Origin of the sequence: Propioniciclava soli, assembly GCF_014858005.1 — a bacterium.
GTDB classification, from domain to species: domain Bacteria; phylum Actinomycetota; class Actinomycetes; order Propionibacteriales; family Propionibacteriaceae; genus Propioniciclava; species Propioniciclava soli.
This window is the reverse complement of the sequence record NZ_JACYOT010000024.1, coordinates 1-16,142: the sequence shown is the minus strand read 5'-3', so window position 1 is coordinate 16,142 and position 16,142 is coordinate 1. Positions and strand designations below refer to the sequence as shown.

Annotated in this window: 16 protein-coding genes; 13 read left to right on the top strand and 3 right to left on the bottom strand. The window is 71.7% G+C overall.

Going from position 1 to position 16,142, the window contains the following annotated elements:
* The first annotated feature begins 37 nt into the window (after positions 1–37).
* From IFY26_RS16845 to IFY26_RS16810, 8 genes are all read left to right on the top strand, one after another.
* A complete protein-coding gene (locus IFY26_RS16845; RefSeq protein WP_232550168.1) occupies positions 38–643 on the top strand; it encodes a carbohydrate ABC transporter permease in 606 nt (201 codons plus the stop codon).
* A 1-nt stretch (position 644) separates the two neighbouring features.
* Positions 645–1,457, top strand: a complete 813-nt coding sequence (locus IFY26_RS16840; RefSeq protein WP_232550167.1) for a carbohydrate ABC transporter permease — start codon at positions 645–647, stop codon at positions 1,455–1,457.
* A gap of 9 nt (positions 1,458–1,466) precedes the next feature.
* Positions 1,467–1,832 (top strand): hypothetical protein, encoded by a 366-nt coding sequence (locus IFY26_RS16835; RefSeq protein ID WP_232550166.1) that lies wholly within the window; start codon positions 1,467–1,469, stop codon positions 1,830–1,832.
* Complete coding sequence (locus IFY26_RS16830; RefSeq protein ID WP_232550165.1) at positions 1,795–3,576, top strand: glucosidase family protein; 1,782 nt, start codon at positions 1,795–1,797, stop codon at positions 3,574–3,576. Before IFY26_RS16835 ends, IFY26_RS16830 begins: the two co-directional genes overlap by 38 nt.
* A gap of 326 nt (positions 3,577–3,902) precedes the next feature.
* Positions 3,903–5,057, top strand: a complete 1,155-nt coding sequence (locus tag IFY26_RS16825) for an adenosine deaminase (RefSeq protein WP_232550164.1) — start codon at positions 3,903–3,905, stop codon at positions 5,055–5,057.
* Positions 5,058–5,124: 67 nt separating this feature from the next.
* Positions 5,125–6,912 carry a methionine--tRNA ligase gene (gene metG, locus IFY26_RS16820; RefSeq protein WP_232550163.1) on the top strand — a complete coding sequence of 596 codons (1,788 nt, stop codon included), beginning with the start codon at positions 5,125–5,127 and terminating at the stop codon, positions 6,910–6,912.
* Positions 6,913–6,953: 41 nt separating this feature from the next.
* Positions 6,954–7,616 carry an O-methyltransferase gene (locus IFY26_RS16815; RefSeq protein WP_232550162.1) on the top strand — a complete coding sequence of 221 codons (663 nt, stop codon included), beginning with the start codon at positions 6,954–6,956 and terminating at the stop codon, positions 7,614–7,616.
* On the top strand, positions 7,613–8,566 hold the full coding sequence (locus IFY26_RS16810) for a formylglycine-generating enzyme family protein (protein ID WP_232550161.1): 954 nt from the start codon (positions 7,613–7,615) through the stop codon (positions 8,564–8,566). The genes IFY26_RS16815 and IFY26_RS16810 overlap by 4 nt, the downstream gene beginning before the upstream one ends.
* A gap of 12 nt (positions 8,567–8,578) precedes the next feature.
* Here the strand turns inward: IFY26_RS16810 and IFY26_RS16805 are convergent, their stop codons facing one another.
* A complete protein-coding gene (locus IFY26_RS16805; RefSeq protein ID WP_232550169.1) occupies positions 8,579–9,523 on the bottom strand; it encodes a bile acid:sodium symporter family protein in 945 nt (314 codons plus the stop codon).
* Positions 9,524–9,599: 76 nt separating this feature from the next.
* On the opposite strand from IFY26_RS16805, the gene IFY26_RS16800 reads away from it, so the two are divergent.
* Together IFY26_RS16800 and IFY26_RS16795 are read left to right on the top strand one after the other, a co-directional pair.
* On the top strand, positions 9,600–10,382 hold the full coding sequence (locus tag IFY26_RS16800) for a maleylpyruvate isomerase N-terminal domain-containing protein (protein ID WP_232550160.1): 783 nt from the start codon (positions 9,600–9,602) through the stop codon (positions 10,380–10,382).
* A gap of 4 nt (positions 10,383–10,386) precedes the next feature.
* Positions 10,387–11,184 (top strand): TrmH family RNA methyltransferase, encoded by a 798-nt coding sequence (locus IFY26_RS16795; protein WP_232550159.1) that lies wholly within the window; start codon positions 10,387–10,389, stop codon positions 11,182–11,184.
* 40 nt (positions 11,185–11,224) lie between these two features.
* Here the strand turns inward: IFY26_RS16795 and def are convergent, their stop codons facing one another.
* Positions 11,225–11,815, bottom strand: coding sequence for a peptide deformylase (gene def, locus IFY26_RS16790; RefSeq protein ID WP_232550158.1), 591 nt, complete (start codon positions 11,813–11,815; stop codon positions 11,225–11,227).
* Between the two features lie 108 nt (positions 11,816–11,923).
* Here def and IFY26_RS16785 point away from each other — a divergent pair, with 108 nt between their 5' ends.
* Positions 11,924–12,886: a tyrosine recombinase XerC gene (locus IFY26_RS16785; RefSeq protein WP_463366326.1), complete on the top strand. Its 963-nt coding sequence runs from the start codon at positions 11,924–11,926 to the stop codon at positions 12,884–12,886.
* Positions 12,887–12,963: 77 nt separating this feature from the next.
* On the opposite strand, the gene IFY26_RS16780 is transcribed toward IFY26_RS16785, so the two are convergent.
* Positions 12,964–13,989, bottom strand: coding sequence for a peptidoglycan DD-metalloendopeptidase family protein (locus IFY26_RS16780; protein ID WP_232550156.1), 1,026 nt, complete (start codon positions 13,987–13,989; stop codon positions 12,964–12,966).
* A gap of 265 nt (positions 13,990–14,254) precedes the next feature.
* Between IFY26_RS16780 and rpsB the strand changes: the two genes are divergently transcribed.
* Together rpsB and tsf are read left to right on the top strand one after the other, a co-directional pair.
* Positions 14,255–15,283, top strand: coding sequence for a 30S ribosomal protein S2 (rpsB, locus tag IFY26_RS16775; protein WP_232550155.1), 1,029 nt, complete (start codon positions 14,255–14,257; stop codon positions 15,281–15,283).
* A 32-nt stretch (positions 15,284–15,315) separates the two neighbouring features.
* Positions 15,316–16,128 (top strand): translation elongation factor Ts, encoded by an 813-nt coding sequence (gene tsf / locus IFY26_RS16770; RefSeq protein ID WP_232550154.1) that lies wholly within the window; start codon positions 15,316–15,318, stop codon positions 16,126–16,128.
* The last annotated feature ends 14 nt before the right edge of the window (positions 16,129–16,142 follow it).

The following is a 16,142-nucleotide window of genomic DNA, read 5'->3' as shown; positions in this document are numbered from 1 at the left end:
CCTCACCTCGCCGCTACACCCTCAACTGTGATGAGCCGTGTTGGCCCACGGGCTCAAGGGCTCGTTCTGGTACCGGCTGCCGTTCCTGCTGCCGTACGCGATTTCGGGCATCGCGGTCGGCGTCATCTTCTCGTTCATCCTGCAGACCAACGGGGCACTCACGCAGGCCATGGAGTTCCTGCACCTGCCGTTCGCCGACTCGCGCTGGTTGCTCGACTGGCCGCTCAACACGTTCGTGATGATCGCCGCAGCCACCTGGCAGGGGGCCGGTGTCAACGCGCTGCTCTTCGGGGTGGGTCTCCAGTCCATACCGACCGAGCCGATCGAAGCGGCCAAGGTGGACGGCGCGACCGGGTGGTCACTGTTCAAGAACATCACGTGGCCGATGCTGGCGCCGATGACCACGGTCGTGGTGGGCCTCAGCATCGTCGGCTCGTTGAAGACGTTTGACATCGTCTGGGGCATGACCCAGGGCGGCCCCGGGCGCGTCTCGGAGACCCTCGCGATCACCATGTACAAACAGAGCTTCATGCTCAACGACTACGGCCTGGGGGCGGCGGTGGCCCTCCTGCTGACCGTGGTCACGGTCGGCGCATCACTGCTCTACCTGCGGCGTCAGCTGGCGCCGGCGAGGGAGTTCTGACATGCAACTCGTCCGCAAGGCCATTCTCGTCGTCCTTGGCGTGTTGTGGCTGATCCCGATCTACCTCATGCTGATCAACGCCGCCAAGCTGTCGGCCAACTACGGCAACGCGACCGTGTGGATCCCCGACGGGCTGGGCGGGATCGTCGAGAACTTCGCGACCGCTCTCGACCGGGGCCGCATCGCGCAAGGCCTACTGTCGACGCTGATCTACGCGGTCGTGTCGCCGATCATCGCCGTCATCATCGGCGCCATGGCGGGCTTCGCCCTGGTCGTTCTCAAGGTGAGGCGGGCCTTCATGTGGTTCGTCATCATCTTCTCCGCGACCGTGTTCCCCATCCAGATGGTGCTGATGCCGCTGTTCATGGGCTATGTGACCGTGGGCATCTTCGACACCCGGTTCGGCATGGTGCTCATCTACACGGTCATCTCGGTGCCGTTCTCGGCCTTCGTGCTGCGCAACTTCTTCTCGGGCATCGCGCAGCACGTCTACGAGGCGGCGGCCCTCGACGGGGCCAATGCGTTCCAGACCTTCTTCCGGATCTATCTCCCGATGTCCAAGTCTGCGCTGTTCGCCGTCTTTATCCTCCAGGCGACGTTCATCTGGAACGACCTCCTGTTGGGCCTCTCGCTCTCACAGGACGCCGATGTCAGGCCCGTCATGACGACCCTCGCGGCGCTGCAGTCGACCTACGGCGGCTCGACGATGCCGGTGGTGCTCGCGGGCGGACTGCTCGTGTCCCTGCCGACGCTCGTGTTGTTCCTGTGCACGCAGCGCTACTTCACCCAGGGCCTCGCCCTCGGCCAGTACTAGGAGAAGCCCATGCCGGTACCCATCGTCGACGACTTCGTCAGCGCCACCGTGGTCGACCGATTCGACGACATGCTGAACCCTTTCGGGCTCACCAACCACGTGGCCGTCGCCCAGGTCGGCCACGACGTGCTGGCGATCAGCTCGCTCAACGTCCCCCCCGTGTCGCAGGGGGAGTGTGTGACCGGGCGGTTGTACGTGGGCGGCCGACTCGCCGAGAGCTTCGGCCAGCCGGTGGAGCACACCTGGCGGCCCGACCGGGTCACGCGAGCAACGGTCATCGAGAACTGGCGGATCGAGACGGTCACCGTCCTGCCCCCCCGGCGCTCCGGGCGCGGTGGTGCGCATCGAGGTGACCAACGAGGGTGGGGAGCGTGAGCTCGAGCTGGGCGCCTGGGTCGACGCGCAAGTGGTCAAGAGCGTGCCCTGGCGGCGCGCCGAACCGCCGCGGGGGTACACCGTGCAGGAGCGCGACGGGGCACGTCGCCGGGCCAGGCCGGCGTCGCCCCCGAAGGGAATGGCCTTCCACGGGTCGCTCGAACCGACAGCCCAGGTCACCGCGCTGCAGGGGCTGGTCGACGCGTCGGGGACCGGTGTCGACGCCTCGGACGACGACCGCATCGTCGCGGTCAGGGCCGTGCTGGGGGCGGGGGAGACGTGGGTGGGCGCGTTCATCGTGGTGGTCGGTGACGAGGGCCACGACGTGGCGTCCTCCTTCGACGCCCTGGCGGCGGACGTGGACGGGGCCATCGCGGCGTCCGAGGAGATGTGGAACCGCGAGCTCGCCGACCTCTTCACCCCTGGTGGTGACGTCACCTCGGGGGCGCTGCCGCTGCTCGAGACGTCGAACGACGCGCTCCGCCAGCTGTACTGGTGGGGCGCCATGGGCGTGCTGTGGTTCCGCCGCGAGAACCCGGCCGGCGTCCGGTCGCGCCACTACGACACGCTCATGCCGCGCTACTGGCAGACGACCACGTTCATCTGGGACTATTCGCTCTCCTCACTCGTCCACGCGCTGAACGACCCGGAGGAGATGCGCGAGCAGATCCTGCACTGGATCGGGCTCGACATCAACGAACATTTCGGCACCGAGTGGTTGACCGGTGGGCCGGCCGGCAACTGGTACTCCGTCAACCAGTACGCGATGGTGCGGCTGGTCACCGACTACGTCACCGTCACCGGTGACGCCGGGTTCCTGGACGAACCGGTCGACGGTGGGAGGACCGTGGGCGACCACGTCCGCGAATGGGCGCTGGCCTGGCAGGACAAGCGGGTGGGATCACCCCTGGCCGATTACGGCGAGATCGACAATCTGCTGGAGTGCGTCTCCACCTATGTGCATGAGGTGGCCTCGCTCAACGCCGCCAACGTGTGGTGCATGCGCACCGCCGCGGCGTTGAGCCGCCGTCAGGGGCAACCCGGCGGGGCCGACGAGCTGGAGCGGCTGGCCGACGAACTCGTGCCCGAGATCCTGAAGCTCTACCGGCCGGGCGAGGGCTTCTTCAACGCCCGTCACCCGGACGGCACACTGGTGCCGGTCAGGCACTGTTACGACTTCTCCACCGTCGGCACGACGATCCCCCAAGACCTGCCCGGGGAGACCCGTGCCGAGATGGTTCGGTTCTTCGTGGATCACCTGCGGACGCCGTCGTGGATGAGGGCGCTCTCGGCCTGCGACGCCAACGCCGGCTTCTCCGTGCGGCCCGACCACCAGTGGAACGGCGCCTACCCGGCGTGGCCGGCCGACTCGGCCCGCGCCGCAATCCAGCTCGGTGGGGCCGACGCGGTCGCCGCGTGGCTGCCCGGATTGGCGCGGACGACACGCCAGGGCCCACCCGGCCAGGCGCACTTCGTCGAGGAGGTCGTCGAGCCGATCGAGGGCGGCGCCCGGAAGGCCCCCGGCCAGTGGCCCTACCTCATCGACTGGGCGTGTTCGTCCGCCGGGGCCTGGTGCGAGCTGGTGATCGAGTCGCTCTTCGGCGTGCACGCCCACCCCGACGGGGCCGTCACCGCCAACCCGGTGCTGGAGTACTTCGACCCGACGGCCCGCCTGCGCGGGCTGAGGCTCGGTGGGGTGACCTACGACGTCGACGCCGACGGGGTGCGGGCGGCTGCTCCCTGATGTGCCGTACGGCCGCCCGGTGCCACGCGTGACGTTCGACCAGTCGGTGCGGTCGGTGCAGTCCCTGCAGACCCTGACCCCTGCAGACCCTGACCCCTGCAAACCCTGACCCCTGCAAACCCTGACCGCAGCCGACGTCGACGGCGAGGCGACACACGGCTCCGGCAGCCGCTGCAGCAACCCGGGGTGGAAGTGGTCGTTGTGGCCCCGCGGACGTCTGTGCCCCCATGCTGACACCGTCCGGCCGAGATGCGTCGACAACGCGTGCTGGTGCATGGGTTGTCGACACCCACGGGCGATTTCTCGTCGACAAGGCGTGCTTGTGCATGGGTTGTCGACACGGCCTCGCCACCCGCGCCCGTGAGAAGATGGTCAGCCCACCTGACTTCGAGCCGGAGATCACCGTGAGCCTGAGCCCTGAGACCATCGCCGCCCTGCCCAAGGTCGTGCTGCACGACCATCTCGACGGGGGCCTGCGCGCATCGACCGTGTTCGAGATCGCCCAGGAGATCGGCCATCCCCTTCCGGCCGATGACCCGGACGCCCTGGCCACGTGGTTCTACGCCTCGGCGGAGTCGGGCACGCTCGTGGAGTACCTCGAGACGTTCGTGCACACGATCGCCGTGATGCAGACCGCCGCGCACCTCGAACGCGTCGCCCGCGAGTGGGTGGTTGACCTGGCGGCCGACGGCGTTGTCTACGGCGAGGCGCGGTGGGCGCCGGAGCAGCACACGGCCGGGGGGCTCACCCTGCGCCAAGCCGTCGCGGCCGTCGGCGCCGGCCTGCGCGCGGGCATGGCGGACGCCGCGGCGTCCGGCACGCCGATGGTCGCCCGCCAGCTCGTCACCTCGCTGCGCCACACCCCGCCGAGCCGCGAGGTGGCCGACCTGGCCCGCTTCGGGGCGGACGACCTCGTCGTCGGCTTCGACCTGGCCGGCCCCGAGGACGGCTTCCCGGCCGGCGGCCACCACGAGACGTTCGCGTACCTCGCCGACCATCTCGTGCCGGTGACCATCCACGCCGGCGAGGCCGCGGGGGTGGCGTCCATCGCCGGGGCCATCGCCGAGCGCGCCCTGCGGCTGGGGCACGGGGCCCGGCTGGTGGAGGACATCGCGCCCGACGGCGACGGCTGGTCCCTCGGCCCGGTGGCGACCTGGGTACGCGACCGGCGCATCCCGCTCGAGCTGAGCCCCACGTCCAATCTGCAGACCGGCGTGTGCGCGACGGTCGCCGAGCATCCCTTCGGCCTGCTGGAGCGCCTCGGGTTCGTCGTCACCGTCAACTGCGACAACCGGCTCATGAGCCGCACGTCGCCCAGCCGCGAGATGGGCCTTCTGGTGGACGCCTTCGGCTATGACCTGGCCGACCTGCGCCGGTTCACGGTGGACGCCGCGCGCGCCGGCTTCCTGCCCCATCCGGAGCGCGAACGACTCGTCGCCGACGTCATCGAGCCCGGCTACGCGGCCGCCTCGGAGGGCTGACCCGACAGGCGATCCGCGGGGCGCAGCGCCGCCGGTCGGCCGGGGCGGCTGCCCTAGGATGAGGCGCATGACTTCTCGGATCCTCACCTGCGCGGCCTGGCCGTACGCCAACGGGCCGCGCCACATCGGGCACGTGTCCGGCTTCGCCGTGCCCGCGGACGTCTTCTCCCGCTACCAGCGCATGGTGGGTTCGGACGTCCTCATGGTGTCGGGGACCGACGAGCACGGCACGGCGATCCAGGTGAAGGCCGATTCGGAGGGGCTCACCGCGCGCGAGACCGCCGACAAGTACCACCAGGTCATCGTCGAGGACCTGCAGGCGCTCGGCCTCAGCTACGACCTCTACACGCGGACGACCACGCTGAACCACCGCGCCGTGGTCCAGGAACTCTTCACGACGTTGCACCGCAACGGCTACGTCGTCGCCGAGCGCCAGATGGGGGCGCTGTCGCCCTCCACCGGGCGCACCCTGGCCGACCGCTACATCGAGGGCACGTGCCCGATCTGCGGCTTCGACGGCGCCCGCGGCGACCAGTGCGACAACTGCGGCCGCCAGCTCGACCCGATCGACCTCATCAACCCCCGCAGCCGCATCAACGGCGAGGTGCCCGAGTTCGTCGAGACCGAGCACTTCTTCCTCGACCTGCCGGCCCTGGCCGACGCCCTGCAGCAGTGGCTGGAGACGCGCGACGACTGGCGTCCCAACGTCATCCGGTTCAGCCGCGAGTTCGCCAAGGAGCTCAAGCCCCGCGCCATCACGCGCGACCTCGACTGGGGCGTCCCGATCCCGCTCCCCGCGTGGGAGAACGAGACGATGAAGCGGATCTACGTGTGGTTCGACGCGGTGATCGGCTACTTCTCGGCGTCGGTGGAGTGGGCGCGGCGCGTCGGGCGTCCGGACGCATGGCGGGAGTGGTGGCAGAACGACGATGCCCGCTCCTTCTACTTCATGGGCAAGGACAACATCACGTTCCACACCGTGATCTGGCCCGGCATCCTGACCGGTGCGAACGGTGACGGCTCGCGCGGCGGCGAGCCGAGCGCGTTCGGACGCCTCGACCTGCCGACCGAGATCGTCAGCTCGGAGTTCCTCACCATGTCGGGCTCCAAGCTCGCGTCCTCGCGGGGCCACGTGATCTACGTGCGCGACTTCCTGGCCGACTTCGGGCCGGACGCCCTGCGCTACTACATCGCCGTGGCGGGCCCCGAGAACCAGGACACCGACTTCACGTGGGATGAGTTCGTTCGCCGCGTGAACTTCGAGCTGGCCAACGAGTGGGGCAATCTCGTGAACCGCTCGGTGTCGATGGCGCACAAGAACGTCGGCGCGATCCCCGAGGCCACGGATCTGACCGAGGCCGACGAGGCGCTCCTGGCGGCGTCCCAGGAGGCGTTCACGACGGTGGGGGAGCTGCTGGAGCGGGCCCGCTTCAAGCAGGCCATCACCGAGGCGATGCGCATCGTGTCGCTGGCCAACAAGTACCTGTCGGACAACGAGCCGTGGAAGAAGAAGGACGACCCCGCCCGCCGCGACACCATCCTGCACGTGGCGCTCCAGGTCGTCAGCGACGCCAACACGCTGCTGACGCCGTTCATGCCGCACGCGGCGCAGAAGGTGTTCGAGGCCCTCGGGGGCTCGGGCGTGTGGGCGGCCCAGCCGCGCATCGTCACGCTGGACGAGGAGGGCGGCCCCAGCTACCCGGCGCTCATGGGTGACTACGCCGACGAGCTGGCCCGGTGGGAGTCGCGCCCGATCACGGCCGGGACGCCGCTGGCCAAGCCGACGCCGATCTTCGCCAAGCTGGACGAGAAGCTGGGCCAGACCGGCCCGGAGTGGGCGCCGGTGCTCTCCTGACGGATCCCGGCCCGATGGTCGCCCTGTGCGACCATGGGGCCATGGACGCGACCCGGATCGGTGCGGTCGAGGGGCTGCTGACGGCGCTCGTCGCCGAGGATGACGCCCTCGTCGCCGCCCGGACGGCGACCGAGGTCACGACCCCGGGCATCGAGGTCTCCCCGACGCTGGGCAAGCTGCTGCACCTGCTCGCCACGGTGCGTGGGGCGCGCCGGGTGCTCGAGTTCGGCACCCTGGCCGGGTATTCGACGATCTGGCTGGCCCGGGCCGTGGGGCCGGGCGGACGCGTCGTCTCCCTGGAGCTGGAGCGGCGCAACGCCGCCGTGGCCCGACGGCACCTCGAGGCGGCCGGGGTCTCGGCGTGGGTCGACATTCTGTGTGGCCCGGCGGCGAGCACCTCGGCCCTTCTGGTCGAGCGCGCCACCGAGCCCTTCGACCTCGTCCTCCTCGACGCCGACAAGGCCCCCCTGCCCCTCTACCTCGACCGGGCAGCGGCCCTCACCCGGCCGGGCGCGGTGGTCGTCATCGACAACGTCGTGCGCGGGGGCCGGATCGCGGACGACGAGGCGGCGTCCGATCCCGACGCGGCCGGCGCGCGGCAGGCGCTCGCGACGCTGGCGTCCGACCCACGCTGGGACGCCACCGCCCTGCAGACGGTCGGGCCGAAGGGCTGGGATGGCGTCGCCGTGGCGGTGCGCCGATGACCGGACCGTCGTGCCCCTGTGGGCCGCCGGGGCGGGAGCCCGGCCCCGACACCGTCCCGGACGACGGATCGTGGCTGCCCGGGTCGGGAGCCGATCGGCACCCCATTCCCCAGGCGCGGATCCCGGCAGGGACGTACACGCGGGGTGACTCCTCCGGAGACCGCAACCCGGGCGACGGGGAGGTGCCGCGCCACGAGGTGAGCCTCGATTCGTTCTGGATCGACGAGACGTCGGTGACCAACGCGGCGTTCGCGGCGTTCATCGCGGACACGGGCCACCGCACCGAGGCGGAGACCTTCGGGTTCTCCGCGGTGTTCCACCTCGCCGTGACCGCACCCCGCGTGGACGTCATGGGCCCGGCCGCAGGGACCCCGTGGTGGTGGGGCGTCCGTGGCGCGGACTGGCGCCACCCCGGCGGGCGCGACTCCACGATCGACGATCTGGCCGACCACCCGGTGGTGCACGTGAGCTGGAACGACGCGGTCGCCTACTGCGCCTGGGCGGGGCGGCGCCTGCCGACCGAGGCGGAGTGGGAGTACGCGGCCCGGGGCGGCCTCGCGTCCGCCACGTACCCCTGGGGTGACGACGCGGTGGACGCCGGCGGCTGGCGCGCGAACATCTGGCAGGGCACGTTTCCCCGGCACAACACCGGCGAGGACGGCTGGCTGACCACCGCGCCCGTCCGCACGTTCGAACCCAACGGGTACGGGCTGTGGCAGATGGTCGGCAACGTCTGGGAGTGGTGCGCGGACTGGTTCTCGCCGACGGCCTATACCGACGCCCCCGCGCGTTCGCCGCAGGGCCCGGCCACGGGAGCGGCGCGCGTGCTGCGGGGCGGCAGCTACCTGTGCCACGCGTCGTACTGCAATCGCTACCGCAACGCCGCCCGCTCCCAGAACACCCCGGACTCCTCCATGGGCAACGCCGGGTTCAGGACGGTCGCGGGCTGAGCGACCCGGGCGTCACGCGGGCGCCGCGGCGGCGTCCGGATCCTGGGCGTAGCGGGAGGCGAGCCACGAGCACGCCATGAGCTGCGCCTGGTGGAACACCATGAGCGGCAGCATGATGAGCCCGATGGGCTGGCCCGCGAAGAGCACGGTGGCCATCGGCAGGCCCGTCGCGAGTGACTTCTTGGTGCCGCACATCTGGATGGCGATCGCATCCTCACGGTTGAACCCGAGCCGGTGGGCGAGCCACCAGGTGAACCAGAGCATCAGCGCGAGGATGGCAAGACAGAAGCCAATGAGGATCAGGATGTCGACGACCGACACCATGCCCCAGATGCCCTCGCGGACGCCCTCGGAGAACGCCGCGTAGACGACCAGCACGATCGAGCCCTGATCGAAGAGCTTGAGCTTCCTGTGGCGCGCCACGAAGTCGGCCGTCCACCGCCGCGAGAGCTGCCCCAGGATGAACGGCAGCAGAATCTGCGCCATGAGATTCACGATCGAGCCGTACCCGACGGACGCCTGTCCGGTGGTGTTCATCAGCGCAATGGCCAGCAACGGGGTGACGACGACCCCCAGCAGGTTGGACGCCGACGCGCTCACGATGGCGCCCGCGACGTTGCCGCGGGCGATCGAGGTGAAGTTGATGGAGCTCTGCACGGTGGAGGGGCACAGCGTGGTGTAGACGAGCCCGGGCAGCAGGGCGGCGGGCAACACCGCGCCGGGCACGAAGCCGAGCGCGAACCCCAGCAGGGGAAACAGCACGAACGTGCAGGCGAGGATCGTCAGGTGTAGCCGCCAGTGCCGCAGCCCCGCCAGTGCCTCGGCGGGCTTGAGGCGGACGCCGTAGAGGAAGAACAGGCAGAAGATCGCGATGCGCGTGGCCCAGTCGAGGATCGGCTCACCGATGCCTCGCGCCGGCAGCACGGACGCGATCGCCGCGGCGGCGATGATCGCCATCAGGAACGGATCGAGCCGGATCTTTGCGCGTGGGGCCACGCGGACACCCTAGTGGCGCGATTGCTAGAGTCCGGACGTGGTCACAGTGCTGGAATGGAGTGCGTACGGCGAGGCCCTCGGTGAGGCGGGGGCGGTGCTGCGCGGCAATGCTGCCAGCGCGGGGCTGGGCGCGTCCGTGCCGACGTGCCCCGGCTGGGTTGTCACCGACCTGGTCACCCACGTCGGCCTCGTGCACCGGTGGGCGGCGGGGCGGATCCGCGGTGAGGGGGAGCGGCCAGACGCCGACGTCGAGGCCGAGGCGGCCGCGTCCGACGATCTGCTCGATTGGTTCGACGACGGCCTGGTCGACCTGCTGAACGCGCTGGCGTCCGCGCCGGAGGAGCTGTCGGGCGACTTCTTCCTTCCGGACGCCCCGCCGCTGCGGCTGGCGTGGGCGCGCCGCATGGCCCACGAGACCACGATCCACGCCGTGGACGCCATGGCCGCCCGGCTGGGGCGCTCCCCGCAGGCCGGTGAGGTGTGGTTCTCGGCGGCGTTCGCCGCGGACGGGCTGGACGAGTTGCTCACCGGTTTCCTGCCCCGGCCGCGGTACGAGCTGACCCCGGCGGAGCCCGACGAGGTGCTGGTCACGCCGTCGGACGTGGACGCCGGCTGGCTGGTGGAGGCCTCGGCGGAGGGGACGGAGACCTCGCGTGTCGCCGAGCTGCCCGACCTGGGCGTCGTGGCCACGGACGCGACCACCGTCACCGGTGAGGCCCGCGGGCTCTACCTCGGGCTGTGGAACCGCGGTGAGGAGCTGGCGTGCTCCGATCCGGCCTGGCTCACACGCTGGCGCGAGGGCGTCCGCGTCACGTGGTGACCCGGTGCTGATCGAGGTCGCCGACGCGTCCGACCCGCGGCTGGGGGACTACGTCGCGCTGCGCGACACGGCGCTGCGACGCTCGCTGGAGTCCGAGCGCGGGCTGTTCATCGCCGAGGGGGAGAAGGTGATCCGCCGGGCGGTCGAGGCCGGCCATCGTCCGCGCTCGTTCCTGCTCGCCGAGCGGTGGCTGCCCGGGTTGGCGGACCTGTGGGAGGCCCGGCCCGACGTGCCCGTCTACGTCGTCACCGAGGCGGTGGCCGAGGCCGTCACCGGCTTCCACGTGCACCGCGGGGCGCTGGCCTCCCTGCACCGCGCGGCGCCGGCCCGCATGGCCGACCTGCTCGACGCCCGCCGCCTCGTCGTCGCCGAGGACGTCGTCGACCACACCAACGTCGGGGCGCTGATCCGCGGCGCGGCGGGCCTGGGCTGGGACGGCGTCCTGCTCGCCCCGCGCGCCGCCGACCCGCTGTACCGCCGCGCGATCAAGGTCAGCATGGGGACGGTGTTCGCGCTGCCGTGGGCGCGCGTCAATGACTGGGCGACGGCCCTGCCGGCCCTGCGCGAGGCCGGGTTCACCGTCGTCGCGCTCGCGCTCACCCCCGACGCCGTGCCCCTGGACGCCTACGTGGCGGCGGGGGTGCCCGAGCGCCTCGCGCTGGTGGTGGGCACCGAGGGGGACGGGTTGTCGCAGCGGTGGATCGATCAGGCCGACGTCGTCGTCTCGATCCCCATGAGCCGCGGCGTCGACTCGCTCAACGTCGCCGCCGCCACGGCCGTGGCCTGCTGGGCGCTGCGCTGACCCGGGCCGAGCCGCCGCACTGCCGCACGGTGGCCGCCGATCAGTCGTCGGCGGTCTTCTTCTTCGGCGTCACCGGCCAGTCATCGGGGTAGAGGTGGGCCACGGCGTCCTTCTGCTCGGTGAGCTTGCGGAACGCGCGCGAGGAGAGCCGGTCGCCGAAGACGATGCCGTTGAGGTGGTCCGTCTCGTGCTGCAGGCAACGGGCCAGGAGGCCGGTGCCTCGGACGGTGACGGGCTCGCCCCAGGGATCGACCCCGGTGCACGTGGCCACGTCGGGGCGGGCCAGGGCCTGGTAGCCCCCGGGGTAGGAGAGGCAGCCCTCGTCGGTGGAATCCAGGCTGCGTTCCTTGCCGGTGGGTGTGGTGACGACCGGGTTGCAGATGGCGCCATGGTGGACGACGTCGTCGTCGTCGGGGCACTGGTACACGAACAGGCTGAGGTCGCGACCCACCTGGGTGGCGGCGAGCCCGACGCCCTGGGCGGCGCGCATGGTGGCGAACATGTCGGCCACCAGGCTCCGCAGGTCGTCGTCGAACTCCGTGACCGGCTTCGTCTCGGCGTGCATGACCGCTTCGCCCCACCGGGTGACGCGCAGCACCGTGCCGCCGGTCATCAGCTCTTCGATCGCCATGGTTCCTCTCCCGTGCGTTTGCATGCTCCACCGGCGCGCGCTGGCCGGGGGCAACCGCTCCATTCTGGCACGCTGGGCCGCATGGAGCCCGACGAGGTGGAGCCAACGATGGATCCCCGCGAGGCGGATCCCAGCCCGGCGCACGCCGTCGAGGCGGGGCTGGCGCCCGCCCTCGATGCGTGGGCCTCCCACCTGCGCTGGGAGCGTAACCTCGCCGCCCACACCCGCCGCGCCTATGCGGGCGACCTCGCGAACCTCGCCGGTTTCCTCGCCGGGCGGGGGACCGCGGACTGGGCGCTGGTGGACCACCGCGACCTGCGCGCCTGGCTGGCCGACCTGCACCGTCGGGGCGCTGAGCGCACGACGGTCGCGCGGCGGGCCACGGCCGCCCGGGTGTTCTTCGCCTGGGCCGTGGGCACCGGGCGCGTGCCCCACGACCCGGCTGCGGCCCTGCGCGCCCCGCGGGCGGACCGGAACCTGCCCCCCACCCTCGACCGACGGGCGACCGCCGGGGTGTTCGAACACCTCGCCGCCCGGATCGCGGCGGCCGAGGATCCTCGGGAGCAGGCCGTGGCCCTCCGGGACGCCGCGATCATCGAGGTGCTCTACTCCTGCGGGCTGCGCGTCTCCGAACTGTGCGGTCTCGACACCGGCGGCTGGGACGCCGACCGACGCCTGCTGCGCGTCCGGGGCAAGGGCGACAAGGAACGCACCACCCCGCTGGGCGTGCCCGCCGAGCGGGCGCTCGCCGCGTGGCTGGCGGTCCGGCCCCTGCTCGCGGGGCCGGCGGCGGGGGAGTGCGTGTTCGTCGGCGAGCGGGGGGCGCGCATCGACCCGCGCGTCGTGCGGCGCATCGTCCACGCCACGCTGGCCGCCGTGCCGGACGCCCCCGATCTCGGCCCCCACGGGCTGCGGCACGCCATGGCCACCCACCTCCTCGAGGGCGGTGCGGATCTGCGCAGCGTCCAGGAGATGCTCGGCCACGCCTCGCTCGGGACCACGCAGATCTACACCCACGTCACCAACGAGCGGCTCCGCGACGCGTTCCGCCAGGCGCACCCCCGCGCCTGACCCGGGCCCAGCGCCTAGGCCCCACCCGCCCCGCGCCGGCCCGGCCAGGCGCCCCTCGCGTGCCGCACGCACCCCCCTCACCCCAGCCACCGCTGCGGGTCGGCGTGACGCCCGTTGACCTTGACCGAGAAGTGCAGGTGACAGCCGGTCGACCACCCGGTGGATCCCATCGTGCCCACGAACTGGCCGCGGGTCACCCGTTCCCCGACCCGGACGCGATACCCCTGGGCGTGCAGGTAGACCGTCTGCAGGTCCACCCCGCCGAGCTGGCCGTGGGCGATCACCAGCCGCCACCCACCCGAGGCGTCGAAGCCGACGTGGCTCACGACGCCGTCCGCGGCGGCCAGCAGCGGCGTCCCGCACCCGGCCGACAGGTCGATGCCGTTGTGCATGCGCCACTCGTGGAAGATCGGGTGGAAGCGCGGCCCGAACACCGAGCCCAGCCGCCCCGCGGTCGGCAGCGCCAGCACCCCCGACCCCGGCGGTGCCGCCCCGGACGCCGCGGCACCGCCAGCCGGGCCGAGCCCCGACGCCACGGCCGCCGCGAGGGCGGCCGCCTCACGTGCGGCCGCGCGGGCGCGCACGCCCGCGGCGGCATCGGCGGGCAGCAACCGCACCGTGGACCCGTCGAGGAGCATCAGTGGGTCGAGGTACTCCTCGCCGCGCTTCAAGCCCCAGTGCAGGCAGGCCGCGGCCGGGCAGGCGTGCCCGGCGTCCAACACTCCCACCGGATCGCCGGCGGCCACCCGGGTGCCCACGGCCACGCTCGCCGTCACCGGCTCCAACGTCGAGCGCCGGTCGTCGTGCGTCACCACCACCACGTGCCGCCCCGCCACCTCGCCGGCGAACGTCACCGTCCCGGCCGCGGGGGAGACCACCGTCTCGCCCGGCGTCCCCGCCAGATCCACCCCGCGGTGCCCGGCACCCCACCGCACCTCGGGCAGATCGAAACCCGTCACGACCGCCCCCGGCACCGGCAGCTGGCCGAGCGACGCCGCGGCAGCCAGCGGGGCCGCGGCGTCCACCACCGGCAGGGCCACCAGCAGGGCCACCACGCACCAGGCCGCTGCGCGCCTGGCCCACCCCCGATTCAGCCTCGTCACGCCCAGACATTAGGACGCGGGTGTCACCCGTAGTCAGCTCCGCTTTGCCCCCGCGATCGCCCCGGGACTAGACTGGCGGCAGCGACTCGGCAGATCCGGGTCGACTTCGCATGCGGTCAGACCGAACCTCGTTCGGGTCTCGCCCCGGGTGCCCACGCCAGGCGTGGGTGGGGCGCGGCGTCCGCATCAGGGGGCCGAAGAGCTCGGCCCGCAACGAACCCGAATGCGGGTCGCCCCCGTGCGCCCGCGAGGAAAGGACCCGGCCATGGCCGTCGTCACCACCCGTCAGCTGCTCGAGAGCGGCGTCCACTTCGGGCACCAGACCCGTCGTTGGAACCCCAAGATGAAGCGCTTCATCTTCGGCGAGCGCAACGGCATCTACATCATCGACCTGCAGCAGTCGCTGACCTACATCGACCAGGCCTTCTCCTTCGTGCGCGACACGGTCGCCCGCGGCGGTCAGGTGCTGTTCGTCGGCACCAAGAAGCAGGCCCAGGAGGCCATCGCCGAGCAGGCGACCCGCGTGGGCATGCCCTACGTCAACCAGCGCTGGCTGGGCGGCATGCTGACCAACTACGCCACCATCTCCAAGCGCACCGCGAAGATGAAGGAGCTCGAGGCGATCGACTTCACCGACGTCGCCGGCTCGGGCCTCACCAAGAAGGAGCTCCTGCAGGAGGAGCGTAAGAAGGACAAGCTGGCGAAGACCCTCGGCGGCATCCGCGACATGCACAAGCTGCCGCAGGCCATCTGGGTCGTCGACACCAAGAAGGAGCACCTGGCGATCGACGAGGCGCGCAAGCTGCGCATCCCGATCGTGGGCATCCTCGACACCAACTGTGACCCCGACGAAGTCGACTACGCCATCCCGGGCAACGACGACGCGATCCGTTCCGTGGGCCTGCTGACCCGCATCATCGCCGACGCCGTGGCCGAGGGCCTCTTGGCGCGCAGTCAGGGTGGCCAGTCCGCCGGCGGCACCGAGGCCGAGCCGATGGCCGAGTGGGAGCGTGAGCTCCTCGGCGCCGCCGAGGTGCAGGCCACCACGTCCGAGGCCGAGGCCGTCGAGGGCAGTGACCTGCAGGGCAGCCAGCTCGTCGACGAGGTCGACGGCGCGGTCGCCGAGACCGCCGCGCTCGAGGACGCTGCGGCCGAGGGTGAGGCCGCGCAGGCCCCCGTGGCCGGCGCGTCCGGCGACGCCTCCGAGGTCCAGGCCGAGATCGACGCGTCCGCCGCGTCGCCCGCGTCCGCGGAGTCGGCCGATGCGCCGGCGTCCGCCGACGAGACCAACTGATCCAGCCCACCAGCGAACAAGGAAGCACAGACATGGCTATCACTGCTGCTGACGTCAAGAAGCTCCGCGACGCCACGGGCGCCGGAATGATGGACGCCAAGAAGGCGCTCACCGAGGCCGAGGGCGACTTCGAGGCCGCCACCGAGATCCTGCGCGTGAAGGGCGCCGCCAAGGTCAGCGGTCGCTCTGACCGCGAGGCCAGCAACGGCCTCGTGGCCGCAGCCGGCACCTCGCTCATCCAGCTTGGCGCCGAGACCGACTTCGTCGCCAAGAACGACGAGTTCGTCGCGCTGGCCGGGGAGATCGTCGAGGCCGTCGAGGCGGCCAAGGCCGACGGGGTGGAGGCGGCGCGCTCCGCCACGCTCGCGTCCGGCTCCACCGTCGAGGACGCCGTGGGCGCCCTCGCTGCGAAGATCGGGGAGAAGCTCGAGCTCGCCAACGCGGCGCACTTCGAGGCCCCGGCCGAGATCTACCTCCACCGCCGCAGCCAGGACCTGCCCCCGCAGGTCGGCGTCATGATCGAGTACACCGGCGGCACGAGCGAGTTCGTGCGCGGCATCGCGATGCAGATCGCGGCGATGAGCCCGCAGTACCTCGACCGGGAGTCCGTGCCGGCCGACGTCGTGGAGAAGGAGCGCCACGTCGCCGAGCTGACCGCCAAGGAGGAGGGCAAGCCCGAGAACATCATCGGGCGCATCGTGGAGGGTCGCCTGGGCGGCTTCTACAAGGAGGTCTGCCTCGTGGAGCAGCCGTCGGTGTCCGACGACAAGAAGACCGTCGGCCAGCTCCTGAAGGACAACGGCGTGACCGTCAAGCGTTTCGTGCGCTTCGCCGCCGGCGCCTGACCCCGGCGCAGTCC